The sequence below is a fragment of the Stappia albiluteola genome (genome assembly GCF_014050225.1).
Lineage (GTDB): Bacteria > Pseudomonadota > Alphaproteobacteria > Rhizobiales > Stappiaceae > Hongsoonwoonella > Hongsoonwoonella albiluteola.
Genome location: NZ_JACFXV010000044.1, coordinates 23377 through 50056, shown reverse-complemented (window position 1 = coordinate 50056; position 26680 = coordinate 23377). Strand labels below are relative to the sequence as shown.

The following is a 26680-nucleotide window of genomic DNA, read 5'->3' as shown; positions in this document are numbered from 1 at the left end:
CTGCCTCATGAAACGACCGATTCGCAAAACCATACCGCGTTTGAGAATCGCGAAAAAGAGTCTCTTGACAAAAAGTAAACGGGAGCCGTGTCGTCCACAGCTCCCGCCTAATCGGGCAAATATCGCCCGATATAGTATCAAAATACTATATGATGTAGCCGATCGACCTACACATCAGTACCTGTAGTGGTCCGGCTTGTACGGGCCGGCGGAATCGACACCGATATAGGACGCTTGATCGTCGCTCAGCTTCGTTAATTCCACACCGAGTTTGGCGAGGTGAAGGCGGGCAACCTTTTCGTCGAGGTGCTTGGGCAGGACGTAGACATCCTTGTCGTATTGCCCGCCCTTGGTCCAGAGCTCGATCTGCGCCAGCACCTGATTGGTGAAACTTGCCGACATGACGAAGCTCGGATGGCCGGTCGCATTGCCGAGATTGAGCAGTCGACCCTCCGACAGAAGCAGGATCCGCTTGCCGTCGGCGAACTCGATCATGTCGACCTGAGGCTTGATGTTGGTCCACTTGTAGTTGCGCAGGGCGTCAACCTGGATCTCGTTATCGAAATGGCCGATATTGCCGACGATCGCCATATCCTTCATGGCGCGCATATGGTCGAGCGTCACCACGTCGCGGTTACCTGTCGCGGTGATGACGATATCCGCGTTCGGAGCCGCCTTTTCCAGTGTGACGACCTCGAAACCGTCCATCGCCGCCTGCAGCGCGCAGATCGGATCGACTTCGGTCACCTGCACGCGCGCGCCGGCACCCTGCAGGGAAAGCGCCGAGCCCTTGCCCACGTCGCCATAGCCGCACACCACGGCTACCTTGCCAGCCATCATGACGTCGGTGCCACGGCGGATGCCGTCGACAAGGCTTTCCTTGCACCCGTACTTGTTGTCGAATTTCGACTTCGTGACGCTGTCGTTGACGTTGAAGGCCGGGAAGGGCAACTGACCCTTCTTCTTCAACTGGTAAAGACGATTGACGCCGGTCGTCGTCTCTTCGGAAACGCCACGGATCGCATCACGCTGCTTGGCAAACCAGCCCGGGCTCTGTTCCATGCGCTTGCGGATCTGGGCGAAAAGCACCTTTTCTTCGTCGGATTGCGGAGAAGACAGTACGTCTTCGCCGGCTTCCGCGCGCGCGCCAAGCAGGATGTAGAGCGTTGCGTCGCCGCCATCGTCGAGGATCATGTTGGCCGTACCTTCCTCGAAGTGGAAAATCCGGTCGCAGTAATCCCAATATTCCTCGAGCGTCTCGCCCTTTTCGGCGAAGACCGGAACACCGGCAGCGGCAATCGCGGCGGCCGCATGGTCCTGCGTGGAGAAAATGTTGCAGGAAGCCCAGCGAACGTCCGCGCCCAGCGCCACCAAAGTCTCTATGAGCACTGCCGTCTGGATCGTCATGTGAAGCGAGCCGGCGATCCGCGCTCCCTTCAGCGGCTTGGAAGTGCCGAATTCCTCGCGGCAGGCCATCAGGCCCGGCATCTCGGTTTCGGCGATCGCGATTTCCTTACGGCCGAAATCGGCAAGTGAAATATCCTTGACGTAGTAGTCCTTGGCGATCGTCATTTTGGTCCTTCCGATCGATGTCCGGCCGAGAAATGCAGCAGAAAACCGCCGCCTGGCACTGAAGGTTGCCGCCTTCGACCCTGTCGGGCGCGGCGCCTGCGAATTGAAGTGGGACAGGGGGCCAGAGCCGCCATCCGGGTGGCCTTATATCGCGGGGCGCGAAGTGAAACAATAACGATATAAAGATTTCTTTATATCTGCAGGATAGGTCTCGGCGCGCGCCCGGTTTCTGCTTGCCCGCGCCGCCCTGGGAATGCCGCAGGAATTTCAAAACGAAACAGAAGAGGGCGCCATTCGGCGCCCTCTTCGGCAGTCATGACTGTCCGGTTCAGTTGGACGGCAGGATCACCTTGTCGATGACATGAATGACGCCATTGCTCGCCTCGATATCCGCACTGATCACCCTGGCTCCGTCGACCGTAACGCCGCCGCTGCCCTTCTCGACGGTGATGGTCGTATCTCCATCGGCCTTGAGAGTTGCGACGTCCGTCGATCCGCTGGCGATTTGTCCGGACATGATCTTTTGCGGCACGACATGATAGCTGAGAATGGCGACCAGCTGCGCCTTGTTCTCGGGCTTCAGCAGATTGTCCACCGTGCCGGCCGGCAGCGCGGCGAAGGCTTCATCCGTCGGCGCGAACACGGTCAGATTATCCTGGCTCGACAAAGCATCGGCAAGGCCTGCCGCCTGGGCCGCAGCAAGCAGCGTATTGAACGTTCCTGCACCCTGCGCCGTTTCGACGATATTCGCCGCATACGCGGACGTCGCGAGCATAGTTGCCGTAGCTGCGACCAGAGCAAATTTCCTCATTATCTTCTCCCGTTTTGATCAGGACAGCGGCTTTCTTTTCGATCAACGCCTCATCGCCTTGAACGTGAGATGCTTTGCGCCGTCTGATGTGACTATCTACGTTTCGCTGAATGGGAGGATCACGCGGGAAAGATCACAAATAATTTTTTGAAAAATCGGAGAAGCATAAAATCCGCACGGCGATATTTCTCGTACCTGATCTTCTTTCGCGATAGGTCGGCCTTTATTGTCTGACACTGATTTTCAGACGAGGAACATCGAAAACCATATTCTTCTCGCTGCCATCATATTGCGTCACAATTTCAGGCTAGTCCCTATGGCCCTGCTTTAATTCATCCGTCGGTAACCGGAATGCAGGATTTTCCACGCATCGATATTGAGAGGCAATGCGAGAGGCGAACCATGAAATTCGGCAAATGGATCATAAGCGCGTGCAGCCTGCCCCTCCTGCTTTCCGTCCATCCGGCGAACGCCCGGGACTGCGGAGGAGACTTTAACGCATTCCTGAACGGCGTCGCGAAAGAGGCCCGCGAACAAGGACGGAGCCAAGCCGCTATCCGCGAAACCCTCTCGGGTGCGGCGGTCGATCCGAAGGTCCTGCGCCTCGATCGGGGGCAGGGCGTCTTCAAGCAGACCTTCCTTGAATTCTCCAGGCGCTCCGTCAACGGCTACCGTCTCAAGCATGGCGCTGCCAACATGCAGAAATACGCGTCGAGCTTCGCCCGCGCCGAACGTGAATACGGCGTCCCGGCCGCCGTGATCACCGCTTTCTGGGGCCTGGAGACCGACTACGGCGCCGTGCAGGGCGACTTCAACACGGTCAACGCCCTTGCGACCCTTGCCTATGATTGCCGGAGGCCTGACCTCTTCCGCCCGCAGCTTCTGGCCGCAATCGAGCTTGCCGAGCATGGAGACCTGGACCCGCGCCAGACAACCGGCGCCTGGGCTGGCGAGATCGGCCAGGTCCAGATGCTGCCGCGCGACATTATCGACTTCGGGATCGACGGCGACGGCGACGGACACGTCAGGCTGAAAACAAGCGCGCCGGACGTCATTCTCACCGCCGCCCATTTCATCTCCAGTCTCGGCTGGCGGCCCGGCGAGCCCTGGCTGCAGGAAATCGTCCTGCCTGCAGATCTTCCCTGGGAAGAAACGGGCCTTGCCTCCAAAAAGACGGTGGCCGAGTGGGCGAGGCTCGGCGTGCGGGCGCGTTCAGGCGGATTGCCGGAGGGCAATCTGCAAGCTTCCGTCCTGCTTCCCCAGGGCCGGAAGGGGCCGGCCTTCCTCTCCTATCCCAACTTCGGCGTTTATCTGGAGTGGAACCAGTCTTTCATTTACACCACGTCCGCCGCCTATTTCGCGACACGACTGGCAGGCGCGCCTGCCTATAATCCAGGCCAGCCCGAACCCGGTCTCTCCGATGCATCGATGAAGGCACTTCAAAAGAAGCTCAGCGAGCGCGGCCACGATGTCGGCAAAATCGACGGAATTCTCGGCAGCGGCACGCGGGCTGCCGTTCGCGCCGAGCAACTGCGGCTCGGCCTTCCCGCCGATGGCTGGCCGACAGAGGTCCTGCTCTCGCGACTGTAGCGTTGGTTGTTCAGTCCGTTTCGCCGAAGCCGTCGCCCACAAGTGCGGAAAGCGCGTCAACGACGGCTTCCGCCTGCGGCCCGCGCGCCTCGACCAGGATGGAACAGCCCGGCGACGCCGCAAGCATCATCAGTCCCATGATCGACGTGCCGCCGACGCTCTGGCCGTCCTTGGAGATTGTCACATCCGCGTCGAAGCCCTCGACGAGCTTGACGAACTTTGCCGATGCCCGCGCATGAAGGCCGCGCCGGTTGACGATCATCAACTCGCGCCGCAGCACCGCGCCTTCGTCATTTGCAGTCTTACCCATCGCCTCAGCCCTGCCCGGAGAGAACCTGGCTGGCCACGGAAATGTATTTCTGTCCGGCCTTTCGGGCTTCGTCGACCGCATCGGCTAACTTCAATTCCCCGCGCACGCTGGCGAGCTTGATCAACATCGGCAGGTTTACGCCAGCCACGACCTCGATTGACATGCCGTCCATCACGGAAATGGCCAGGTTGGAGGGAGTGCCGCCAAACATGTCCGTCAAAAGCACGACACCGCTGCCGTCATTCACAGCCTCAACCGCATTGAGGATATCCTGGCGCCGCTGCTCCATGTCGTCGTCCGGGCCAATGCAGATCGTCGCAATCTGGCTCTGGGGACCGACCACATGTTCGAGCGCGGCCTGAAATTCCTGTGCCAACTGGCCGTGGGTGACGAGTACCAGACCGATCATGCCCTGTCCGTGTCTTCCTCAACGCGCTTCTTGCGAGCGCTTTCGCGGCAGCGCGCGCTGCCTTGCCTGAATTGTGGCCGCTTATGCCCGGTCGAAGGTTAATCCGGCGTCAAGCCGCTGCTGCCTGGATCGAGCCCGCTCCCGGCCCTGCATGTCAGCGCACACTGTCGGCAAGGCAGCGCTGCAGTGCAAGGAAAATCGGCGCACTTTTCGCGATTATCCGCCAATGACAGCATGCGTGTCCTCGAAGACACGCGACAAGGCTCGGGTCGCGGCCAGTGAAATCTCACCCATCGGCACCCGGATCAACGGCAAGCCGATGCCACTGATCTCAGCTATCGGCACATCTTCCTCCGGCAGCCTCTCGATCTCTGCAATCGGCAGGATATCGATCACCAGACGCAAGACTGCGCGCGCCTCCCCCTGCACCCTGACAATCCCCGCGCCGCGCCTTTCCCAAAGTCCTGCAAGGGGCGACGGCGCTTCGGCAATCAGCCGCCCATGAGATTTGCCGGCAATGACGCGATCATCGGCGACATATGCCGCGAAGTGGCCCTGCGCCTTCGCCCTCGCCACCAATTCCTCGCCGAGAGAAGATTTGCCGCTGCCCGAAGCACCACGTATCAATATGCCGGAGCCTGCAATCACGACGCAGCTAGCATGGAGTGTACCGGCCGTCATTTCACGGTCTCCGCCGGCAGGCTGACGATGAAACGTGCCCCCTTTACGCAGATCTTGCCGGTGTTCGGATCCCGCTCTTGCCTGTTTTCAGCGGTAATCGAACCACGATGGGCCTCGATGATCTGCCGCGTGATCGACAGGCCGAGACCGGAATTGTTGCCGAAGCCCTCGCCATCCGGTCGGTCGGTATAAAAGCGCTCGAAAATGCGTTCCAACGCTTCCGGCCGGATACCGGGACCGTCATCCTCAACCGTGACGACGACCTTGTCGCCAGTCCGTTTCGCGATGATGCGGACATTGCCCCCCGCCGGCGAGAAAGAGCGGGCATTGTCGATCAGATTGTTGACCACCTGAGCCAGACGGCTGTCATGTCCGAGGATCCGGTAGGGATGCGGCTGCCGGGACGGCTCGACCGCAAGCTTGACCGGCGCAGCCTCGGTTCCGGCGCGCTCATTGGCAAAATCCGTGACCGTGCGAAGCAGCGTTGCAACATCGACCGGCGCGGCATCCGCCCGGGCAAGTTCGGCATCGAGGCGGGACGCGTCGGAAATATCGGTGATCAGCCGGTCAAGACGGCGCACGTCATGCTGGATCACCTCCAACAGCCTTTCGCGGGAATTCTCCGATTTGGCAAGCGGAAGCGTCTCGACCGCGCTTCGAAGGGAAGTCAACGGATTCTTGATTTCATGCGCTACGTCCGCCGCGAATGTCTCGATTGCGTCCATCCGGTTGTAGAGCGCGTTGGTCATATCCCGAATGGTGCCGGCCAAATGGCCGATTTCGTCCTGACGGTCGGAGAAATCGGGGATTTCCTCGCGCGACTTGATGCTGCGCCGAACCCGTTCGGCACCTGCCGCCAGGCGGCGCACGGGCCCGGCGATCGTGCCCGCCAGCAGGATCGAGAGCACCACCGTTACAACGGCGGCCACGAGAAAGACGCGCATGATCGCAAGTCGCTCTGCGCGCACGATGGCGTCGATATCGCCGCCCTGCGTGGAAAGCAGCAAGGAGCCGAGAACGGCCCGGAAGCGCTGGATGGGAACGGCGACGGAGACGATCAGTTCGCCGCGCGGCGATACGCGCACCACGCTTGCCGGCGACCCGGCAAGAGCGGCCTCCACCTCCGGATAGGCGCGGCCGTTGCCGGCCCCCACCTCCTCGTAGAGCGGCAGGTCGCCCCGCCGGAACCAGAGTTTCAGATCGGCCCAGATCTTGTCCATCAGGCCTGGTTCCTCGGCCGTCGGCGGCGGCAGGTCGAAGCGCAGGATCTGCCCGCGCGCATAGAGATGCCGCGAGTCGAGGATCAGAATGCCTTCCGGGTCGTAGATACGCGCCCGCGTCTTGGTTGGCGAGATCAGCCGCCTGAGAACCGGCGCGACCCTTTCCGGATTGATCGGGAAATCGAAAAGCCGTGCGTCGTCCGTCGGCGACAGGCTTTCGCCAGCCTGCAACTGCAGCAGCTTTTCCGGATCGACGGTCAGTCCGTCGGTTTCGACATTGGCGGAAGCGGCAATCGCACCGGCAATGATTTCGCCTTGCGTGAGCAGACTCTGGACACGCGCATCGATCAGCCCGGCACGGAACTGGTTGAGATAGAGAATGCCCGCCACCAGAGCGCAGAGACCGGCAAGGTTGAGGATGACGATACGCTTCGTCAGCGACGAAAAGACATAGGTGCCGAGAAACATGCCGATCCGTTTGAAGAAACGGCGCCGCATGCGCGGATTGCCGAGCCGGCGCAGCGCAACTGGCCGGTCGGCGGCAGGTTCTCCTTGCCGGCCTTCCACCTCGATTTCGGTCTCTATTGCCATTCCCTTGTCTCGCGCCGCCCCGTCAGGCAGCTTGCGCGATATCGCCACGCCGACCGTGCAAATCTCACGCCTCGCGGAAGCGATATCCCACGCCGTAGAGGGTTTCGATCATGTCGAAATCGTCGTCGACGACCTTGAACTTCTTCCTCAGCCTCTTGATGTGGCTGTCGATCGTCCTGTCGTCAACATAGACCTGATCGTCATAGGCGGCGTCCATCAGCGCATTGCGGCTCTTGACCACGCCTGGCCGCTGCGCAAGGGCGAAGAGGATGAGGAATTCGGTAACTGTCAGCGTCACCGGCTCGCCTTTCCAGGTGCAGGTGTGACGTTCCTGATCCATGACCAGTTGCCCGCGCTCCAGCACCTTGTCGCCCTGAGGCTTGGCGACCGTCGCATCGCGCGGCTGGATACGGCGCAGGACCGCGCGCACCCGCTCCACGAGGAGGCGCTGGGAGAAGGGTTTGCGGATGAAGTCGTCCGCTCCCATCTTCAGGCCGAAGAGCTCGTCAATCTCGTCGTCCTTGGACGTGAGGAAGATCACCGGCAGGTCGGATTGCTGACGCAGGCGGCGCAGCAGTTCCATGCCGTCCATGCGCGGCATCTTGATATCGAAGATGGCCAGATCCGGCGGATTGGCCGTCAAACCGTCGAGGGCCGAGGCGCCATCGGTGTAGGACTGCACGCGATACCCCTCATTCTCCAGTGCAATGGAGACGGAAGTGAGGATGTTGCGGTCGTCATCGACGAGGGCGATGGTCGGCATGGTGCGGGCCTTCGGTTTGGATCCAGTCATCGTCTTCGGTTGTTTGCCTTTGGCCCTTCAATTGCGCGCAAAATATGGCAGCGCTCCCGCTGAAGACTAGTCCTTCCCGCGCCCGTCAGCAACGTTGCGGCTCCCGAGATGCCGGCTCCCTGCTGTCGGCTATCGGGAGATGGAGAGAAAACGCCAGACGAGGGCGGCGAAGGAGACGTACACACCAGCCAGCAATCCGCCGATAAGACCTGGAGCGCCGATGCCAAGCCTGAGGCCGAACATATAGGCGGTCGGAACCGCCACGAGCCAGAAGGCCGCGACCTGAAGTAGCGTCGGCACCCAGACGTCCGCAAACCCGCGCAGCGCCCCGACCGTCACCCCCATCGCCGCATCCGCCGACAGCATGAAGGCGGCCACAATAAAGGCACCGGCGGCAACGGCGGCAACCTGCTCGTTGTCGGTCACGAATCCGGCAGCCGTTTCCGGAGACAGCAGGAAGAGACCGGCGATCGGCAACGGCAGCAAGGCGCCGAGCGCAATACCGGCAAAGCCTGCACGGCGGGCGCCCTGTCTGTCGCCGGCGCCGATAGCTCGCCCGACGCGGATCGCAGTCGCGCCGCCGGTGCCCACCGCCATCATGAAGGTCAGCGAAACCAGTGCCAGCACTGCCTGATAGCCGGCGAGTTCCATCGCCCCCAATCGACCGGCCATCAATACCACGGTCGCGAAGGCCGCGCTTTCAACGCCCTGCGCCAATCCCATCGGCAGGCCGAGGCGGCGCAGTTCACGGCCAATGTCTCCACCGAATGTCGCCAGGCTGAGCAGCCACGGCCGCCAGCCGCTCAGCAGGCCGTAGCGATCCTGTCCGAAGCTGGAGCGGGCGATCTCGCAGGCGATCAGGAGGCCTGCGACCGTTCTGAGGACGGAACTTCCCAGCATCGCTCCCTCGGCACCCATGGGGTCGACGATCCCGCCCCAGCCAAGCGCCAGAATGCCGTTCAACGGCACGTTCAGGAGATTGGCGACGATCATGATCGTCATGCCGACATGCGGCCGCCCGGTCGCCTCAAGGAAGAGGTTGCCGGCGATGAACAGGAGCATCCCGGGCATCCCGAAGCCGAAGATGACCGAAACCCCGGCAGCACCTTGCGCAAGATCAGGGGCCTGCCCGGTCGCCAGAAAGAAGTCCTCCGCAACAAACGAAAGACAGAGCACCACGACGCCAAGCGCGATGCCGTTGAAGAGCGAGGCACGCAACACGTCTCCCGCCCGTTGTTCGTCTCCGCTGCCTGCCGCCTGCGCCGTCATCACGACGGTCGCCTGAAGCGCACCGATTGCAATCATCATCAGCGTCAGTTGCGCCGCGATGCCGAGGCCGAAATAGGCGAGTTCCCGGGCGCCGGCCCAGCCGGTCATGATGGTGTCCACCGTCAGCATGACGACGATGGCCGCGCGCGACAGGATGATCGGCAGCGCGAGCTGGAATGTCCGCATCAGGTGATAGCCGATCGGCATCGGCATTTCGCTGGCGACCGCCGTCATTTCCGTTTCCGCCTCTTCCAGACCGGCCTTCCCATTTGCGCCGGAGGCTATTGCCTTTAGTAATTTCAGAAGCTTCCGGCAATTCAACACCACCTGTAACGGAATGCTGCGGAAGAGATTCACGAGAGATTTCTTCAGCCGGCCGCAAGCCTTTCCACGCAAAAATACTGAGTCACCGGCGGGAAACCCGTCTCCGTAGGCGACGAAGTTTACTTTCGCGGCTGAAAAATCGCGGCAAAGCAAGAAAAACGATGAGGTACGTATAGCAATACCTCAGGGGGCTTGCGAATTAAGGCAAAGCTTGGATTCCAATGGGCGAGGCGACCCGCTTTTCCGGCAAGTTAATCGATTGAATGGGCAGAATCGGCCCTTTGGCGACCTTGTTGGTCTGACGGCCATCCCGTAGGTTCGCCGGACTTCCAGTCAAGGAATCGTTCGGGCAAGTATGTGCCGACCTTTCGGGAAGTGGTCAGGGAGAACCGGCAAGAGACCGGTCGGGCGAAAACAGGGATTTGCGGGACATGAAAGAATATGGCGTGCGTAACCCCTCTGCAGGGGTTGAATCAGTTGGTCTCACCGGGCTTGCAGCCATCAATTTCAACTTGAGCGAGCCTGAACTTTACGAGCATGCCATCAAGCGCAACGAGGGCACCATTGCCGCAGGCGGTGCACTTGTCGTCGACACAGGCGTTCACACCGGACGCTCGCCGAAGGACAAGTTCGTCGTCCGCGACAGCCTCACCGAAGATGCCGTCTGGTGGGACAACAACGCCGAGATGAGCCTCGAAGCCTTCGAGCTTCTTCGCGCCGACATGCTTGCCCATGCCCGCGGGCGCGAGCTCTACGCGCAGGATCTCCACGGCGGCGCGGACCCCGCAGCCCGGATCGCCGTTCGCGTCTTTACCGAGTTTGCCTGGCACTCCCTGTTCATCCGCAACCTGCTAATCCGTCCGGAGGCAGGCGAACTTGCTTCCTTCGTGCCGGAAATGACCATCATCGACCTGCCGAGCTTCAAGGCCGACCCTGCGCGGCACGGCTGCCGCTCGGAAACGGTGATCGCCTGCGATTTCAGCCGCAAGATCGTGCTGATCGGCGGCACGTCCTACGCGGGCGAGATGAAGAAGTCCGTTTTCACCTTCCTCAACTTCCTACTGCCGCAGGCTGGCGTGATGCCGATGCACTGCTCGGCCAATGTCAACGATGCCGGCGAAACGGCGATCTTCTTCGGCCTCAGCGGCACCGGAAAGACGACACTCTCCGCCGACCCGACCCGCACGCTGATCGGCGACGACGAGCACGGCTGGAGCCCCGATGGCGTCTTCAATTTCGAAGGCGGCTGCTACGCCAAGACCATTCGCCTGTCACGCGAAGCCGAGCCTGAGATCTACGCCACGACCGAGCGCTTCGGGACAGTGCTTGAGAACGTCGTCATCGATCCGCGAACCCGCCTGCCCGACTTCGACGACGGCTCGAAGACGGAAAACACGCGCTGCGCCTATCCGATCCACTTCATTTCCAATGCCAGCGCGACGGGCCGGGCGCCCCAGCCGAAGAACATCATCATGCTGACGGCCGATGCCTTCGGCGTCATGCCGCCGATCGCCAGGCTGACGCCGGCCCAGGCTATGTACCACTTCCTGTCGGGCTACACCGCTAAGGTGGCCGGCACCGAGAAGGGTGTCACCGAACCGCAGGCGACTTTCTCCACCTGCTTCGGCGCGCCCTTCATGCCGCGCCACCCGTCGGAATACGGCAACCTGCTGCGCGACCTCATCGCCGAGCATGGCGTGGACTGCTGGCTGGTGAATACCGGCTGGACCGGCGGCGCCTTCGGCACCGGCCATCGCATGCCGATCAAGGCAACGCGGGCGCTGCTCTCCGCCGCTCTCGACGGGTCGCTGAAGGACGCGGAGTTCCGTACGGACCCCTATTTCGGCTTCGCGGTGCCTGTGGCTGTTCCAGGCGTCGACGGCAGCATTCTCGATCCCCGTTCGACGTGGGCGGACAAGGCGGCCTACGATCGTCAGGCCGCCCGGCTGGTGGAAATGTTCGTCGGCAATTTCGAGAAGTTCGAAACCCACGTGGACGGCACCGTCCTGCAGGCCGCGCCTGCCTTGAAGGCCGCCGCCGAATAAGGCGGAACATTTCCGGACGAAGTGCAACGGCCCCGGATCGCTTCCGGGGCCGTTGCCTATTACGATTTCGGACATACCTTTCACCCGACCCCGTCGCCGGCGCAAAATTAGCGTGCCGTCCCTGTCGCCGCCTGCGCTTGATGCCTATAATTCAAGGCAGATTGTCAAATCACCGAGACAGGACCGCGACATGCCACATGTAAACAGCGGACAGGACAACGAGGCGGTGCGGCTCGACCCGCTGAAGATCGCCGAAGCCTGGTCACGTGCGGGCCGCAAGGTGGCCCTTGCAACGGTCGTCGAGACTTGGGGCTCCGCCCCTCGCCCGGTCGGCTCGCATCTCGTCATAGACGAGGAAGGAGATTTCGAGGGCTCGGTTTCCGGCGGCTGCGTGGAAGGCGCCGTCGTCTCCGAGGCGCTCGACGTGATCGCCAGCGGCAAGCCGGCGATGCTGGAATTCGGCGTTGCCGACGAGACCGCCTGGCGCGTGGGACTTTCCTGCGGCGGCCGTATCCGCGTCTATGTCGAGCCGGTGGCCTGATCGATGGACCTCTCCCTGCTTGAAACGCTGAACGCCGACCGTGACGCCCGCCGGGCGGCGATCCTCGTCACCGATCTGGAGACGGGCGCCCAGCGGCTGGTCCGCCAGGGCGACGATCTCGCGGACGATCCGCTTGGCGAGGACCTGAAGAAGCGCTTCCGCTCTGCGAAGTCCGGTATCGTCGAGGATGCGGCGGGCAAGGCGCAGTTTCTCACCGTCAGCGTGCCGCCGCCGCGCCTCGTCGTCATTGGTGCGGTGCATATCTCGCAGGCTCTGGTGCCGATGGCGGAGGTCGCCGGCTTCGACGTCACCGTCATCGACCCTCGCACCGCATTCGCGACGCCGGAACGCTTTCCGGAGCGGGTGCTGAAGCCCGACTGGCCGCAGGACGTACTGAAGGCCGCCCCGCTCGACGGCTATACGGCGCTGGCTGCCCTCACCCACGACCCGAAGATCGACGACTATCCGATCCAGGCCGCGCTGGAGGCCGGGTGCTTCTATGTCGGAGCGCTCGGCAGCCGCAAGACGCATGGCAAGCGCCTCGACCGGCTGAAGGAGGCAGGCGTTGCGGACACAGTCCTGTCTCGCATCCAGGCACCGATCGGCCTCGATATCGGCGCCGCGTCGCCGGCGGAAATAGCCGTCGCCGTGCTCGGCGCCGTCATTGCCGCGTTGAGGAAAGAAGCAGAGACACGCTGATGCGTTTTGGCCGCACCCCCGTTTCGGAAGCCGAGGGGGCACTGATCGCCCATTCGGTCCGCCTGCCCGACGGTGCCCTTAAGAAGGGGCATTCGATTACGGCCGCGGATGTGGCCAAGCTCACGGAGGCTGGAATATCGCATGTCATAGCGGCGCGGCTGGAAGCCGGCGACCTGCACGAAGACCACGCGGCGGAGCGGCTGGCGCGCGCGGCCGACGGCGGCAATCTGCACCGCGAACCGGCTTTCACCGGCAGGGTGAACCTCTTTGCCCGCGAAGCCGGCGTCCTCGTCGTCGACAAGGCAGGCATCGACGCGGCCAACCGCATCGACCCGGCGATCACCTTCGCCACGCTGCCGAACTATGCTTCGGTGGCCAGAGGGCGGATGGTGGCGACAGCCAAGATCATTCCCTTCGCAGTCGCCGAAAGCCTGATCGAGGAAGCGGAAACGACGATCCTCGACGCAGTGTGCATCCATCCCTTCCGCCCACGCCGCGTCGGCCTTGTGGCAACGGAACTTGGCCACCTGAAGCCGTCGGTTATGGACAAGACGCGCCGGATCACAGAGGAACGGCTGGCGGCCTCCGGATCTTCGATCTTCCGCGAACTGCGCGTGCCGCATGACGAGGTGGCGGTGGCAAGCGCCTTTACCCGTCTGCATGCGGAGGGCGCGGAACTGATCATCGCCTTCGGCGCCTCCGCGATCGTCGATATCCAGGACGTCGTTCCGGCGGCGGTCGTAGCCGCCGGCGGACGTATCGTCCATTTCGGGATGCCGGTCGATCCCGGCAACCTGATGCTGCTTGGCGAGTTCGGCGGCGTGCCAGTGGTCGGCGCACCGGGCTGCGCCAGGAGCCCGAAGGAGAACGGCTTCGACTGGGTGCTCGACCGCCTGCTCGCCGACCTTTCCGTAGCGCCAGAGGATATCACCGGCTTCGGCGTCGGCGGCTTGCTGATGGAGATCGGCACCAGGCCACAGCCGCGCGAAGGCAAGGCAAAGCCCATCGACACGCCAGCCAACGTCGCCGGTATCCTGCTTGCGGCAGGTCAGTCCCGCCGCATGGGAAGCGGCAACAAGCTGCTTGCGACAATCGACGGCCGACCACTGGTGCGTATTGCTGCCGAGAACGCACTGGAAAGCGGACTTTCGAGCGTGCAGGTCGTGACCGGCCACATGCAGGCCGAAGTGGAAGCCGCTCTCTCGGGGCTCGGCCTTGCGACAACGCACAATCCCGACTTCGCCGACGGCATGGCGGGCTCCATCCGCGCCGGCATCCTCGCCCTCCCGGAGGACGCGGATGCTGCACTCATCCTGCTCGCCGACATGCCGGGCATCACGGGCGACGTGATCAACCGGCTGATCGCCGCCTTCGATCCGACTGAAGGAAGAACGATCGTGGTGCCGACCATGTCCGGCAAGCGCGGTAACCCGGTGCTGTGGGACCGGCGCTATTTCCCCGACCTGCTGCGGCTGGAAGGCGACACCGGCGCGCGCCACCTGATCGCCCGGCATGCCGACCAGGTGGCGGAAGTGGAAATCGGCGAGGCCGCGCGTCTCGATCTTGACACCCCGGAAGCGCTGGCCGGCGCGGGCGGTACGTTGCCCTGAACCGATTTATCGAAGCTCTCGCCGCGCCGGCTCGGAGGTGAGCCAGACGGCCATGTTGCCTCAAGGCAACAGGCTTGGCATTCCAGCAACAGGTGGATTGACGTTAGGTAAATTTTAACGGCTAATACAGACGCGGCTGGGGGGCCGCTCATTTATTTAAAAAAGACTGTCGCGAGGTGAAACCGGCCATGGATTTCACACGCCGATCCTTGATGGCGGGCACGGGCGCATTTGCAGCCGTCTCACTTTTGACCACGGCCGCAGGCGCCAACACCGAGTCGAAATGGTTCGCCGGAGTTGCCGAAGACAACGGCTTTGCCTATCGCCAGACCAATTTCAGCGTCATCAAGCCGCAATGGCGGCGGCAGATGGTCAAATACTATAGCGAGGAGCCGGCCGGCACCGTCGTGGTCGATACGCGCAACCACTTCCTCTACTGGGTCTGGGAGAACAACACGGCGCTGCGCTACGGCGTGGGCGTCGGCAAGGAAGGCTTCCAGTGGTTCGGCCGCGCGACGATCGACCGCAAGGCGCTGTGGCCGCGCTGGGTTCCGCCGCCCGAGATGATCCAGCGACGCCCGGACCTCCCGCGCCTGGTGGAAGGCGGCGCCGCCGACAACCCTCTCGGTCCCCGCGCCCTCTATCTCTACCGGGACGGCAGCGACCTCGGTTACCGGCTGCATGGGACACTGGAGCCATGGAGCATCGGCAACGATGTCTCCTCCGGCTGCATCCGCATGTTTCCGGAAGACGTGATCGACCTTTACCAGCGCTGCCCGGTCGGCACCAAGGTGCTGGTGCTTGAGCATCTGGGCGCCGGCAGCAACAACGGCTGACCGCCAACGTTACCTGAGGCAGAAATACGGGAGGCCGCACGTGCAGGCACTGTCATGGCGGGGGCTGATTGCAGGTCCGATTGCACTCGCAGCACTCGGACTGTCGCTTGGCGGCTGCAATACGATGGAGGCGGTCGCAACACCGGACGTGACGAATGCGGTTGCTCCGGGCTTTGCCTCGATCTCTTCTGGCAGCGAAGAAGATTTCATCATCAATATCGGCCGGCGGACCTATTTCGCCGCCAGTTCCGCGACTATCGACGACACCGCCAGGATGACATTGGACAAACAGGCGGAATTCCTGCGTGCGAACCCTGACTGGTATGCCAAGATCCAGGGCTTCGCCGACGATCCGGGTGATACGGCCGCGAACCGCAAGCTTTCACAGCAGCGCGCCGACGCGGTGATGGCCTACCTGGTCTCCAAGGGCGTGGAGCGCAACAGGCTCTGGGCCAAGGGATATGGCGAAGACCGCAAGGTACGCGATTGCGCCGAACTCGAATGCAAGGCGCAGAACCGGCGCGTCGTCACCAACCTGCGCGAGGAACGAGACAGCTGATCGGCCTCCCCCCGAAATTCCGGGGGAATAGGGCATGCAAGAGCGCGGCGGGCAAAGGATCTCCGCAGGAGATTATTGCAGTGCAGCATTTTCATATCACTTATGTGTGCACTGCAATTGCATTCAACGCATACGCTGTCTATAGTCCGCGCCGAGCAATTCAGCGCTCCGACCCGCCTCGCAGCCAATCGGGCTTGAGGCGGTTGCGAACCGCGGTGGGGACCATTCCCGGCATCTCGCAGGCTCCTGCGGGTCGGAGCCCGGCTCTTCCCGGTTCGGCGTGGGCGCGGCCACGCATCAGACAAGCAAAAACCACCCGCCGGCCGGCCATCCATCGGGCCAGGCACGGACAAGAAGGATATTGACATGAGCATGATCAGCCTGCCGCGCAGCGGCCAGTGCAAATGGGCCGAAGGCACTGGCGGAAATTACTATTTCCCCTGCAAGAACCGCGTGACGCCTGGCGTTTCCTACTGCGACGAACACCGTGCGCTCGTCTACATCTCGCCGGAAGAGCGCCGCCGGCAGCGCAGCGAAGCTCCGCAGCTGGTACAGCGCAAGGCTGCCGCCTGACCTGCCAGCGCCTTTCGCGGGACCATGAAGACCACGCCCCGGCCGTCGCGCCGGGGTTTCTTTTTGCGCGCAGCCTTCCTGCCCGTTTACTTCGATCCATCAACTCCAAAACAAAAAGCCCGGCTCGCGCCGGGCTTCACTGTTCGAAATCCTCGCAGCAGGTTCAGGCGGCCTTGATAGCCATCTCGACCTCGCGGAGTTGGCTCAGCACCGTCTCCGCCTTCTGCTTCATCTCATCGTCCTTGGCGTCAGCAACGTCTTCTTCGGCGTCGCGGATCTGCTGGGCGATCATCTCGGCATCCAGGTCGCCGACCGGCACCGCCTGTTCGGCAAGCACGGTTAAACCCGTCGGGGCCGCATCGGCAAAGCCCCCGCGCACGAAATATTCCTCGACCGAGCCGTTTGCACGGCTGACCTTGAGGATCCCCGGCCGGATCGTCGACATGAAGGGGGCGTGCCCCTTCAGAACGCCGAACTGGCCTTCGGAGCCGGGAACGACGACTTCGAGCACCTCACCGGACACCAGAAGGCGTGCCGGAGAGACGAGTTCGAACTGAAATGGCTCAGCCATTGGGCTTGTCCCCGTCTCTACTCAGATATTATGCGGCTTCGGCAGCCAGACGCTGTGCCTTCTCGATCGCTTCCTCGATGGAGCCGACCATGTAGAAGGCAGCCTCCGGAAGGTGATCGTATTCGCCGGCGACCAGGCCCTTGAAGCCCTTGATCGTGTCTTCCAGCGCGACCAGCTTGCCCGGCGAGCCGGTGAAGACCTCGGCCACGAAGAACGGCTGCGACAGGAAGCGCTCGATCTTGCGGGCGCGGGCCACCGTCAGCTTGTCCTCTTCGGAAAGCTCGTCCATGCCCAGGATGGCGATGATGTCCTGCAGGGCCTTGTAGCGCTGCAGCGTCGCCTGGACGGCACGGGCCGTCTCGTAATGCTCCTGGCCGATGATGCGGGCGTCGAGCATGCGCGACGTGGAGTCGAGCGGATCCACCGCCGGATAGATGCCCTTTTCGGCGATCGCGCGGTTCAACACCGTCGTGGCGTCTAGGTGCGCGAAGGTCGAGGCAGGCGCCGGGTCGGTCAGATCGTCGGCGGGCACGTACACGGCCTGCACCGAGGTGATCGAACCCTTGGTGGTGGTCGTGATGCGCTCCTGCATCGTACCCATGTCGGTGGCCAGCGTCGGCTGGTAACCCACGGCCGAAGGAATACGGCCGAGAAGCGCCGACACTTCCGAACCCGCCTGGGTAAAGCGGAAGATGTTGTCCACGAAGAACAGCACGTCCTGGCCCTGGTCGCGGAAATGCTCGGCGACAGTCAGGCCGGTCAGGGCGACGCGCGCACGCGCTCCCGGGGGCTCGTTCATCTGGCCGTAGACGAGCGCGGCCTTGGAGCCGTCGCCGCCGCCCTTCTTGTTCACGCCCGATTCGATCATTTCCCAATAAAGGTCGTTGCCTTCACGGGTACGCTCACCCACGCCGGCGAAGACGGAGTAACCGCCGTGCGCCTTGGCGACGTTGTTGATGAGCTCCATGATCAGAACGGTCTTGCCGACGCCGGCGCCGCCGAACAGGCCGATCTTGCCGCCCTTGGCGTAGGGAGCCAACAGATCCACCACCTTGATGCCTGTGACCAGGATCTGCGCTTCGGTCGACTGCTCGATGAATTCCGGAGCGTCCTGGTGGATGGCGCGCTTGGCTTCGTGCGGGATCGGGCCCGCCTCGTCCACCGGCTCGCCGATGACGTTCATGATGCGGCCGAGGGTGCCGTCACCGACCGGCACTGCGATCGGGGCGCCTGTGTCCGTCACCTCCTGACCGCGCACGAGACCTTCCGTGCCGTCCATGGCGATGGTGCGAACCGTGTTTTCGCCGAGGTGCTGGGCAACCTCGAGCACGAGACGCGTGCCCTGGTTGTCCGCTTCGAGCGCGTTCAGAATCTGCGGCAGATGGTCGTCGAACTGCACGTCGACAACGGCGCCGATGACCTGGGTGATCCGTCCGACTGTCTTGTCAGCCATTTATCTTTCCTCGTCTCGATCCGGTCAGAGCGCTTCGGCGCCCGAGATGATCTCGATCAGCTCTTTGGTGATCTGGGCCTGGCGCTGCCGGTTGTAGGTGATCGTCAGCTTGTCGATCATCTCGCCGGCATTGCGCGTCGCGTTGTCCATGGCCGTCATTTTGGCGCCCATCTCACCGGCGACATTCTCAAGAAGCGCCCGGAAGATCTGCACGGAAATGTTGCGCGGCAGGAGATCCGCAAGGATTTCCCCTTCCTCGGGCTCGTATTCATAGGCGACCTTGTCGGCCTCGCTGGCCTCGAAAGTCGCAGGTATGAGCTGCTGGGCCGTCGGAATCTGGCTGATCACCGACTTGAACTGAGCGTAGAACAACGTGCAGACATCGAAGCCGCCGTCCGCGAACTGGTCGCGGATATAGGCGCCGATCTCCTCGGCGTTGCCGAAACCGATCTGGCGCACGCTGCGCAGCTCGAAAGTCTTGACGATGTGCTGCCCGAGATCGCGCTTCAGCACATCGAAGCCCTTCTTGCCGACGCAGACGATCTTGACCGTCTTGCCCTCGGCGATCAGCGCCCTGGCCCGTTCGCGGGCAAGACGTGCGATCGACGTGTTGAAGCCGCCACAGAGACCGCGCTCGGCAGTCGCGACGAGCAGCAGGTGCACGCGGTTGCCACCGGTGCCGGCGAGAAGCCGGGGCGCATCGTCCCGACCCTCGAAGGCGGTTGCCAGATTGGCCAGCACCGCCTCCATGCGTTCCGCATAGGGACGGGCAGCCTCCGCTGCCTCCTGGGCACGACGCAGCTTTGCCGCGGCCACCATCTGCATGGCCTTGGTAATCTTCTGCGTCGCCTTCACCGAGGCGATGCGGTTTCTTAAGTCCTTCAGGCTCGCCATGGCCGCCCGTACTCCTTCGTCCGGTCAGCCAGCGTTCAAGCGAAGTTCTTGGCGAAAGCGTCGATAGCCGCCTTGAGCTTGGCCTCCAGCGCGTCGTCGAGCGCCTTCTTCTCCCAGATCGCGTCCAGGATGTCGGCATGCTCGCCACGCAGGTTGAGCAGCAGCCCTTCCTCGAATTCGCGGATCCGGTTGACCGGCAGCTTGTCGAGGTAGCCGTTGACGCCGGCGTAGATCACCGCGACCTGCTCCTGCGTCTTCAGCGGCGAGAACTGCGGCTGCTTCAGAAGCTCCGTCAGGCGCGCGCCGCGGTTCAGCAGGCGCTGGGTGGTGGCGTCGAGATCCGAGCCGAACTGGGCGAAGGCCGCCATTTCGCGGTACTGCGCCAGCTCGCCCTTGATCTTGCCGGCAACCTGCTTCATCGCCTTGATCTGGGCCGAGGATCCCACGCGGGACACCGACAGACCGACGTTCACGGCCGGGCGGATACCCTGGTAGAAGAGGTCCGTCTCAAGGAAGATCTGGCCGTCGGTGATCGAGATCACGTTGGTCGGGATATAGGCCGACACGTCGTTCGCCTGGGTCTCGATGACCGGCAGGGCGGTAAGCGAGCCGCGGCCGTGATCCTCGTTCAGCTTCGCCGAACGCTCCAGCAGGCGGGAGTGCAGGTAGAAGACGTCGCCCGGATAGGCTTCACGTCCCGGCGGACGGCGGAGCAGCAGGGACATCTGGCGGTAGGCCACGGCCTGCTTGGACAGGTCGTCATAGGCGATCACGGCATGCATGCCGTTATCGCGGAAGAACTCGCCCATCGCGGTGCCGGCGAACGGCGCGATGAACTGCAGCGGCGCCGGATCGGAAGCGGTGGCGGCGATGACGATCGAGTATTCGAGCGCGCCGGCATCTTCCAGGACCTTCACGAACTGGGCAACCGTGGAGCGCTTCTGACCAACGGCGACGTAGATGCAATAGAGCTTTGCATGCTCGTCGTCGAAGGCGTGGAGCGGCTTCTGGTTGAGGAAGGTGTCGAGAATGATGGCGGTCTTGCCGGTCTGGCGGTCGCCGATGACCAGCTCGCGCTGACCGCGGCCGATCGGGATCAGCGCGTCGATGGCCTTGAGACCCGTCGACATCGGCTCGTGCACCGACTTGCGCGGCAGGATGCCCGGAGCCTTGACGTCCACGCGGCGACGCTCGGTCGCCTCGATCGGACCCTTGCCGTCGAGCGGATTGCCCAGCGGATCGACGACGCGGCCAAGCAGCCCCTTGCCGACCGGGACTTCCACGATGGCGCCGGTCCGCTTGACCGTGTCGCCTTCCTTGATGTCGCGGTCGGAACCGAAGATCACGACGCCGACATTGTCGGTTTCAAGGTTGAGGGCCATGCCCTTGATGCCACCCGGGAACTCGACCATTTCACCGGCCTGAACCTTGTCCAGACCGTAGACGCGGGCAATGCCGTCACCTACGGAGAGAACCTGGCCGACCTCGGAAACTTCGGCTTCCTGGCCGAAATTCTTGATCTGCTCCTTGAGGATGGCGGAGATTTCCGCGGCCCGAATATCCATCAGCCGACCTCTTTCATCGCGAACTTGAGGGAATTGAGTTTGGTCTTCAGCGAGGTGTCGATCATGCGGCTGCCGATCTTCACGATGAGGCCGCCGATCAGATCGGGATCGACCTTCGCCGAAATATTCACAGTCTTGCCGGTCGATGCCTTGAGCGCGTCCTTGAGCGCTGCAACCTGATCGGCAGAGAGGGGAGCCGCGGAAGTCACTTCCGCGGTGGTTTCGCCACGCCGCTGGGCGAGCGCCACCCGGAAGGCCGCGATCATGCCCGGCACGGCGAAGAGACGACGGTTCTTCGCGGCGAGCTTGATGAAATTCGCGGCCAGACCGGTCATGCCGGCCTTGTCCAGGATGGAAGTCAGAGCCTTGAGCTGCTCGTCAGCTGAGAAAACGGGGCTGCGCACGAGACGGTCCAGATCCTTGCTCTCGGCAAGGAGCTTGTCGAAGGCATCGAGGTCCTTCTCAACCGCCGCAACGGCTTTCTGCTCCTCGGCCAAGTCGAGAAGCGCCGTCGCATACCGCGAGGCCACGCCTGAGATGAGAGATACGTTGTCAGTCACCGGGTCCGTGCTCTCTGAGGCAGGTTTGTGCCGGAGCTTTCAGCTTAGCTGACAGCAAGGCCTTGAAAATTCGTCATTATTTCCTGGATTTGAGGGCCGTGAATATGGTCAGATCCCCCGAAGCCGCGCTTCGCATAGCACAGGCTTTCAGACTCCGCAACAGCACCTGGCGCCACGTTTTCCGCACCATTGACGCCAAACTGTGCAGGGCTGTGGAAGCCGGGAAGCCGGAGGAGAGAAGGCGGCGCCAGGCTGGCACCTCGAAGTAGCGGATTTATCAGAGGAAACTCTGCGGATCGACGTCGACCTGCAGCCGCACGCCGCCTTTTGCCGCCGGAGCGGCCTTCAACCAATGACGCAGGTACGCCTGGAGATCGAAAGCGCGCGGTGCCATGACCAGAAGGCGGAAGCGGTGACGACCCCGGACGAGAGCAAGGGCCGCCTCCGCCGGGCCAAGCAGCGTGACTTCCCCTGCACGGGGCGCGGCCCTTGCGAGCGCGCGCGCATAGGCCTGCGCCTCCGAACGGTCGGGCGCGGAGACGACGAGAGCGGCCAGCCGGCCGAATGGCGGCAGGCGGCTCGACCGCCTGGCCTCGATCTCGCTGTCATAGAAGGCTTCGCGATCGCCGGTGAGAAGCGCACGGATCACCGGATGGTCGGGCGAATAGGTCTGCAGGAATCCCTTGCCCTTGCCGGTGATGCGCCCGGCACGCCCCGTCACCTGCGCCATCAACTGGAAGGTTCGTTCCGCCGCGCGCGGGTCGCCATGCGCCAGGCCGAGATCCGCATCGACCACGCCGACGACGCGCATCAGCGGGAAATTGTGCCCCTTGGCGACGAGCTGGGTGCCGATGACGATATCCGCCCCGCCCTCCTCGATGACCTTCATCTCGCGCTTCAGCCGCTCCTGGCCGCCCGGCAGATCCGATGAGAGCACCAATACCCTGGCATCCGGCAGCAGATCGGCGACTTCCTCAGCGATGCGTTCGACACCCGGGCCGCAGGCGACCAGCGTGTCGGTGGCATTGCAGCTGGGACAGGCGTGCGGAATCGGTTGCGAATGACCGCAGTGATGGCACTGCAGCTGTCCGCGAAAGCGATGCTCCACGAGCCATGTGGAGCAGTTGGGACACTGGAAGCGGTAGCCGCAGGTGCGGCAGAGGGTCAGCGGCGCATAGCCGCGCCTGTTGAGGAAGAGAAGCGCCTGGGCGCCATCCTCCACCGCCGCCTTCATCTCCCCGACAAGGGCCGGCGCCAGCCAACGGCCGCGTTCCGGTCCGTTGTTGCGCATGTCGATCGGAGTGATCTCCGGCAGTTCCGCCCCCGATGCGCGTTCGGGAAGCTCAAGGCGGACATAGCGGCCCTGCCGGGCGTTGACCTGCGATTCCACCGAAGGCGTCGCCGAAGCCAGCACGACGGGAAAGCCGGTGATATGGCCGCGCACCACCGCCATGTCGCGGGCGGAATAAGGCACGCGATCGTCCTGCTTGTAGGCAGCGTCGTGCTCCTCGTCGACGACGATGAGGCCAAGCTCGCGGAAAGGCAGGAACAGCGCGGATCGGGCACCGACCACGACCCTCACATCGCCGGTAGCGACTCCGCGCCACGCCCGCGCGCGGCGTCTGGGCGGCACCTCGGAATGCCATTCGGCCGGCCGCGCGCCGAAGCGGCGCTCGAAACGGTCGAGGAACTGGTCCGTCAACGCGATTTCGGGCAGCAGGATCAACGCTTGCCGCCCCTTGCGGATGGTCTCCGCGACCGCTTCGAAATAGACCTCCGTCTTGCCGGAACCGGTGACGCCGTCGATCAGGAAAGCCTTGAAGCCGCCACCGGCCGCAGCCCGCAATTGCGTGGCGGCCTCTTCCTGTGCGGGATTGAGCCGCGGCGCCGGCCGGTCAATCTCCGGTAAGGGGGGCGGAAGCGTCGCCGGCAATTCCACGGGCTCCAGCACACCCTGCGCCAGCAGACCATCCACGACGGAAGAACTGACGCCGGCGGTCGCGGCAAGGCCAGACTTCGTCCAGCCGAGGCCGTCCATCATGAGATCGAGGACACGGGCGCGGGCCGGCGTCATGCGTTCCGGCTGCGCTCCTTCGACGCGACGGACGCCGGAAACCGGCGGCTCCGGCTTCAGCGCCTCTTCGGAGCGCAGCACCATGCGCACCACCATCCCGGGAGCGGCAAGCGTCCAGCCCGCCACCCAGTCGACGAAGCGGCGCAAATCGTCCGACAGGGGCGGCACATCGTCATAGAGATGAAGAATGTCGCGCAGCTTGCGGCGCGAAACCCTGGGCGAGGTCTCGATTTCCCAGACGGCGCCGATGACCTCGCGTGGGCCGAGCGGCACGCGCACGACGGAGCCGGGGCGCACCTTCATGCCAGGGGGAACGCGGTAGCTGTAAGCGCCGGCGACGGCAACGGGCACGAGAACGGCGGCAACCGCCGCCTCGTTCTCCAGTTCCGTCCCTTCGTCGAACAACACCAATCTCACTCCTGGAAAACGCGATCCTCGGGCCGGCCCGCCAACACCCGAATCAGGACTGTCCCTTTGCGGCATCCTACGCTAAACAGACGGCGACCAGCGTGCCGCAGCCCGGCACGACGTCTGTCCCCGCGAGCTTGCCACGAGGTAGCGGCGCGGGTACAGGCAGGGCGTTCTTCCGTCAAAATGGCACCATTTCGCGGGACTACGCTCTAGAGCCAAGCGAAAAGTCCAGCACGGGAGCCCGTTTCCGACATGAAATTTTTCGTCGATACCGCCGACACCGCCGAAATCAGGGACCTTGCGGATACAGGCCTGCTCGACGGCGTGACGACCAACCCCTCCCTCATCATGAAGGCCGGCCGGCCGATGCTGGAGGTGATCAAGGAAATCTGCGCCATCGTCGACGGACCGGTTTCGGCCGAGGTCACCGCCACCGACTTTGCCGACATGATGGCGGAGGCCGAAATCCTGTCGGCAGTGGCCGACAATATCGCGATCAAGGTGCCGCTGACGCTGGACGGCCTGAAGGCCTGCCGCCACCTCACCGACAACGGCCAGATGGTGAACGTGACACTCTGCTTCTCGGCTAATCAGGCCCTGCTGGCGGCAAAGGCCGGCGCCACTTTCATCTCGCCCTTCATCGGCCGTCTCGACGACATCAATCTCGACGGCCTGGACCTGATCCGCGAGATCCGCCAGATCTACGACAATTACGGTTTCGAGACGGAAATCCTCGCCGCCTCCATCCGGTCGGCAAATCACGTGAAGGACTGCGCGCTGATCGGCGCGGATGTCGCGACCGTGCCTCCGGCAGTGCTGAAGGGCCTCGCCAGGCACCCGCTCACCGACAAGGGCCTGGAAGCCTTCCTGGCCGACTGGGCGAAGACAGGCCAGAGCATCCGCTAAGCCGGCCATTTGGAAATTCGGCCTTCGCGCGCACCTCGTGCGAAGGCTGCCCGCGCGCGCTATCCTATGGTCATGCAGGATGGTGATTCGCCCTTGGTCAACGCGAAGGCCGACGTCAACCGCGCCGTCGGCGACTGGCTTGACCATCTCGGCGGCGAACGGCGGCTCGCCGACAAGACGCTGGTCGCCTACGAGCGCGACGTCCGCCAGTTCCTCACCTTTCTCACCGGCCATCTCGGCGGACCTCCAGCCATGGCGGAGCTTGCCGAACTGAAGCCGGCCGACTTTCGCGCCTTTCTCGCGACGCGGCGACGCGGCGGCGTGCAAAGCCGCTCCATCGCCCGCTCGCTCGCCGGCATCCGCTCGTTCCTCGGATTTCTCGAGGATTGCGGCATGGTGAATGCGGCGGCGGCCGCCGTGATCCGCCCACCGCGCCAGCCCCGTTCGCTGCCAAAGCCCATTTCGGCCTCCGACGCCCGCCGTGTTGTCGATCCGGACATGGACCTTTCCGGCGAACCATGGGTCGCCGCGCGTAACGCCGCCGTGCTTTCACTGCTCTACGGCTGCGGCCTTCGGATCTCCGAGGCGCTGTCCCTCACCGGACGCACCGCCCCTCGACGCGGCGTGAAGACGCTGCGCATCACCGGCAAGGGTGGCCGCGAACGCATCGTGCCGCTGCTACCCGTCGTGAGCGAGGCGGTCGAAGCCTACCTCGCCCTTTGTCCCTATATGCCGGAGGACGAAGGGCCCCTCTTCCTGGGCGCAAGAGGCGGCCCGCTCAACCCGCGCATCGTGCAATTTGCAATGCAGCGTCTGCGCGGTGCGCTCGGTCTGCCGGATACTGCGACACCGCACGCCCTGCGCCATTCCTTCGCGACTCATCTACTCGCGCGCGGCGGCGACCTGCGCTCGATCCAGGAATTGCTGGGCCATGCGAGCCTTTCCACCACGCAGGTCTACACGGAAATCGACACGGCCCGGCTGCTGGAAGCCTATGACAAGGCCCATCCGCATGGCGGCTGACGCTGCGTTCGGCGCTTAACAATAGCTTAATACGATAGCTTCATTCTCAGTTTAGCTACTCCGGCCAGCGGGCGCGGGGTGAACTCGCATATCCGGCAAGGGATCGGATATGAACTGCGACACGGGGCCCAGGATGCGGGCAATAGTCTTTGCAGCACTCATGATCATGGCCGGCTCCACGGATGCGGTAGCCGAGGACAGGGCCTGCCGCGTTCCCGAGGCCGGCACCTGGAAAGCGCATAAGCCCGCGATGAAGAGCCTGTCACGCGTCGAGATCGAAGGCGAATGCCGGGGCGAGGACTATTTCCTGCGGGTGCGGATCTTTACCCGCTGCGCCCCGCGCGACTGCAAATGGGGCTGGAGCGAGGGCGTGCGCATCGGCTCGCGCGTGGTCGCAGATTTCACCGGACTGTTCGGCACGCGCAAGGTGACGCTGACGGCGATGGAGAGCCGGATGGAAGCCATGGTGAGCTCCTATCCGCACGACCCGACCAGCCCGGAAGAACATTACACGGTCATTCTCGGAAGGCACTGAGCGAACCCGAACGGCTGCTGATTCGGTTTTCCCCGCCACCAGGACGCGCGGCGCCGATTCGTTTCAAGCCACCGGCAGAAGCAAGCCAAGAAGTCGGATTTTGCCTCTTTTTGCGCCAAAGTGATGCATATTATCCACAGGTCGTGAGCCAAATTGCCCACAGTCAACTCGAATGACTGCTCAAACGTTTGATATCCACTGACATTCGTTTACACTTTTTAACGTCTAAGGCACGAGCGTTCGCACGCTCTTCGT

At 63.3% G+C, this 26680-nt stretch carries 25 protein-coding genes; 11 read left to right on the top strand and 14 right to left on the bottom strand.

The window, feature by feature from the left end; all coding sequences use genetic code 11:
• Window positions 1–174: 174 nt before the first annotated feature.
• Window positions 175–1572, bottom strand: coding sequence for an adenosylhomocysteinase (gene ahcY, locus H2509_RS07560; RefSeq protein WP_182163949.1), 1398 nt, complete (start codon window positions 1570–1572; stop codon window positions 175–177).
• Between the two features lie 328 nt (window positions 1573–1900).
• Window positions 1901–2383 (bottom strand): fasciclin domain-containing protein, encoded by a 483-nt coding sequence (locus H2509_RS07555; protein WP_182163947.1) that lies wholly within the window; start codon window positions 2381–2383, stop codon window positions 1901–1903.
• A gap of 402 nt (window positions 2384–2785) precedes the next feature.
• Here H2509_RS07555 and H2509_RS07550 point away from each other — a divergent pair, with 402 nt between their 5' ends.
• On the top strand, window positions 2786–3973 hold the full coding sequence (locus tag H2509_RS07550) for a lytic murein transglycosylase (protein ID WP_182163945.1): 1188 nt from the start codon (window positions 2786–2788) through the stop codon (window positions 3971–3973).
• 10 nt (window positions 3974–3983) lie between these two features.
• Here the strand turns inward: H2509_RS07550 and H2509_RS07545 are convergent, their stop codons facing one another.
• From H2509_RS07545 to H2509_RS07520, 6 genes are all read right to left on the bottom strand, one after another.
• Entirely contained in the window at window positions 3984–4283 is a 300-nt protein-coding gene (locus tag H2509_RS07545) for an HPr family phosphocarrier protein (protein WP_182163943.1), read from the bottom strand.
• Window positions 4284–4287: 4 nt separating this feature from the next.
• Window positions 4288–4692 (bottom strand): PTS sugar transporter subunit IIA, encoded by a 405-nt coding sequence (locus tag H2509_RS07540; RefSeq protein WP_182163941.1) that lies wholly within the window; start codon window positions 4690–4692, stop codon window positions 4288–4290.
• Window positions 4693–4908: 216 nt separating this feature from the next.
• Window positions 4909–5373, bottom strand: a complete 465-nt coding sequence (locus tag H2509_RS07535; protein ID WP_182163939.1) for an HPr kinase/phosphorylase — start codon at window positions 5371–5373, stop codon at window positions 4909–4911.
• Window positions 5370–7184, bottom strand: a complete 1815-nt coding sequence (locus H2509_RS07530) for a stimulus-sensing domain-containing protein (RefSeq protein ID WP_182163937.1) — start codon at window positions 7182–7184, stop codon at window positions 5370–5372. Before H2509_RS07530 ends, H2509_RS07535 begins: the two co-directional genes overlap by 4 nt.
• A 64-nt stretch (window positions 7185–7248) precedes the next feature.
• Window positions 7249–7947: a response regulator transcription factor gene (locus H2509_RS07525; protein ID WP_182164121.1), complete on the bottom strand. Its 699-nt coding sequence runs from the start codon at window positions 7945–7947 to the stop codon at window positions 7249–7251.
• Between the two features lie 159 nt (window positions 7948–8106).
• A complete protein-coding gene (locus tag H2509_RS07520; protein WP_182163935.1) occupies window positions 8107–9480 on the bottom strand; it encodes an MATE family efflux transporter in 1374 nt (457 codons plus the stop codon).
• 521 nt (window positions 9481–10001) lie between these two features.
• Here H2509_RS07520 and H2509_RS07515 point away from each other — a divergent pair.
• From H2509_RS07515 to H2509_RS07485, 7 genes are all read left to right on the top strand, one after another.
• Entirely contained in the window at window positions 10002–11615 is a 1614-nt protein-coding gene (locus H2509_RS07515) for a phosphoenolpyruvate carboxykinase (RefSeq protein WP_182163933.1), read from the top strand.
• A 190-nt stretch (window positions 11616–11805) separates the two neighbouring features.
• Window positions 11806–12156 carry an XdhC family protein gene (locus tag H2509_RS07510; protein WP_182163931.1) on the top strand — a complete coding sequence of 117 codons (351 nt, stop codon included), beginning with the start codon at window positions 11806–11808 and terminating at the stop codon, window positions 12154–12156.
• A gap of 3 nt (window positions 12157–12159) precedes the next feature.
• Window positions 12160–12855, top strand: coding sequence for an XdhC family protein (locus tag H2509_RS07505; protein ID WP_182163929.1), 696 nt, complete (start codon window positions 12160–12162; stop codon window positions 12853–12855).
• Window positions 12855–14465 carry an NTP transferase domain-containing protein gene (locus tag H2509_RS07500; RefSeq protein WP_182163927.1) on the top strand — a complete coding sequence of 537 codons (1611 nt, stop codon included), beginning with the start codon at window positions 12855–12857 and terminating at the stop codon, window positions 14463–14465. Before H2509_RS07505 ends, H2509_RS07500 begins: the two co-directional genes overlap by 1 nt.
• A gap of 188 nt (window positions 14466–14653) precedes the next feature.
• Window positions 14654–15301 carry a L,D-transpeptidase gene (locus H2509_RS07495; protein ID WP_182163925.1) on the top strand — a complete coding sequence of 216 codons (648 nt, stop codon included), beginning with the start codon at window positions 14654–14656 and terminating at the stop codon, window positions 15299–15301.
• Window positions 15302–15425: 124 nt separating this feature from the next.
• Window positions 15426–15860, top strand: coding sequence for an OmpA family protein (locus H2509_RS07490; protein WP_182164118.1), 435 nt, complete (start codon window positions 15426–15428; stop codon window positions 15858–15860).
• A gap of 366 nt (window positions 15861–16226) precedes the next feature.
• Complete coding sequence (locus H2509_RS07485; protein ID WP_182163923.1) at window positions 16227–16433, top strand: hypothetical protein; 207 nt, start codon at window positions 16227–16229, stop codon at window positions 16431–16433.
• 163 nt (window positions 16434–16596) lie between these two features.
• Here H2509_RS07485 and H2509_RS07480 read toward each other — a convergent pair whose 3' ends face one another.
• The 6 genes from H2509_RS07480 to H2509_RS07455 form a co-directional block, all read right to left on the bottom strand.
• The gene (locus H2509_RS07480; protein WP_182163920.1) at window positions 16597–17004 is read right to left on the bottom strand and encodes a F0F1 ATP synthase subunit epsilon; all 408 of its coding nucleotides are present in this window, start codon (window positions 17002–17004) and stop codon (window positions 16597–16599) included.
• Between the two features lie 28 nt (window positions 17005–17032).
• Window positions 17033–18457, bottom strand: a complete 1425-nt coding sequence (gene atpD, locus H2509_RS07475) for a F0F1 ATP synthase subunit beta (protein WP_182163918.1) — start codon at window positions 18455–18457, stop codon at window positions 17033–17035.
• A 24-nt stretch (window positions 18458–18481) separates the two neighbouring features.
• Window positions 18482–19351 (bottom strand): F0F1 ATP synthase subunit gamma, encoded by an 870-nt coding sequence (locus tag H2509_RS07470; protein ID WP_182163916.1) that lies wholly within the window; start codon window positions 19349–19351, stop codon window positions 18482–18484.
• 35 nt (window positions 19352–19386) lie between these two features.
• Entirely contained in the window at window positions 19387–20916 is a 1530-nt protein-coding gene (atpA, locus tag H2509_RS07465; protein WP_182163914.1) for a F0F1 ATP synthase subunit alpha, read from the bottom strand.
• Window positions 20916–21476, bottom strand: a complete 561-nt coding sequence (locus H2509_RS07460) for a F0F1 ATP synthase subunit delta (protein WP_182163912.1) — start codon at window positions 21474–21476, stop codon at window positions 20916–20918. Before H2509_RS07460 ends, atpA begins: the two co-directional genes overlap by 1 nt.
• A 277-nt stretch (window positions 21477–21753) precedes the next feature.
• Window positions 21754–23958, bottom strand: coding sequence for a primosomal protein N' (locus tag H2509_RS07455; RefSeq protein ID WP_328805013.1), 2205 nt, complete (start codon window positions 23956–23958; stop codon window positions 21754–21756).
• Window positions 23959–24213: 255 nt separating this feature from the next.
• On the opposite strand from H2509_RS07455, the gene fsa reads away from it, so the two are divergent.
• The 3 genes from fsa to H2509_RS07440 all read left to right on the top strand — a co-directional run bounded on the left by fsa (window position 24214) and on the right by H2509_RS07440 (window position 26425).
• Entirely contained in the window at window positions 24214–24867 is a 654-nt protein-coding gene (fsa, locus tag H2509_RS07450; RefSeq protein ID WP_182163908.1) for a fructose-6-phosphate aldolase, read from the top strand.
• 72 nt (window positions 24868–24939) lie between these two features.
• A complete protein-coding gene (locus H2509_RS07445) occupies window positions 24940–25890 on the top strand; it encodes a tyrosine recombinase XerC (protein WP_182163906.1) in 951 nt (316 codons plus the stop codon).
• A gap of 133 nt (window positions 25891–26023) precedes the next feature.
• Window positions 26024–26425, top strand: a complete 402-nt coding sequence (locus H2509_RS07440; protein ID WP_182163904.1) for a hypothetical protein — start codon at window positions 26024–26026, stop codon at window positions 26423–26425.
• Window positions 26426–26680: the final 255 nt, after the last annotated feature.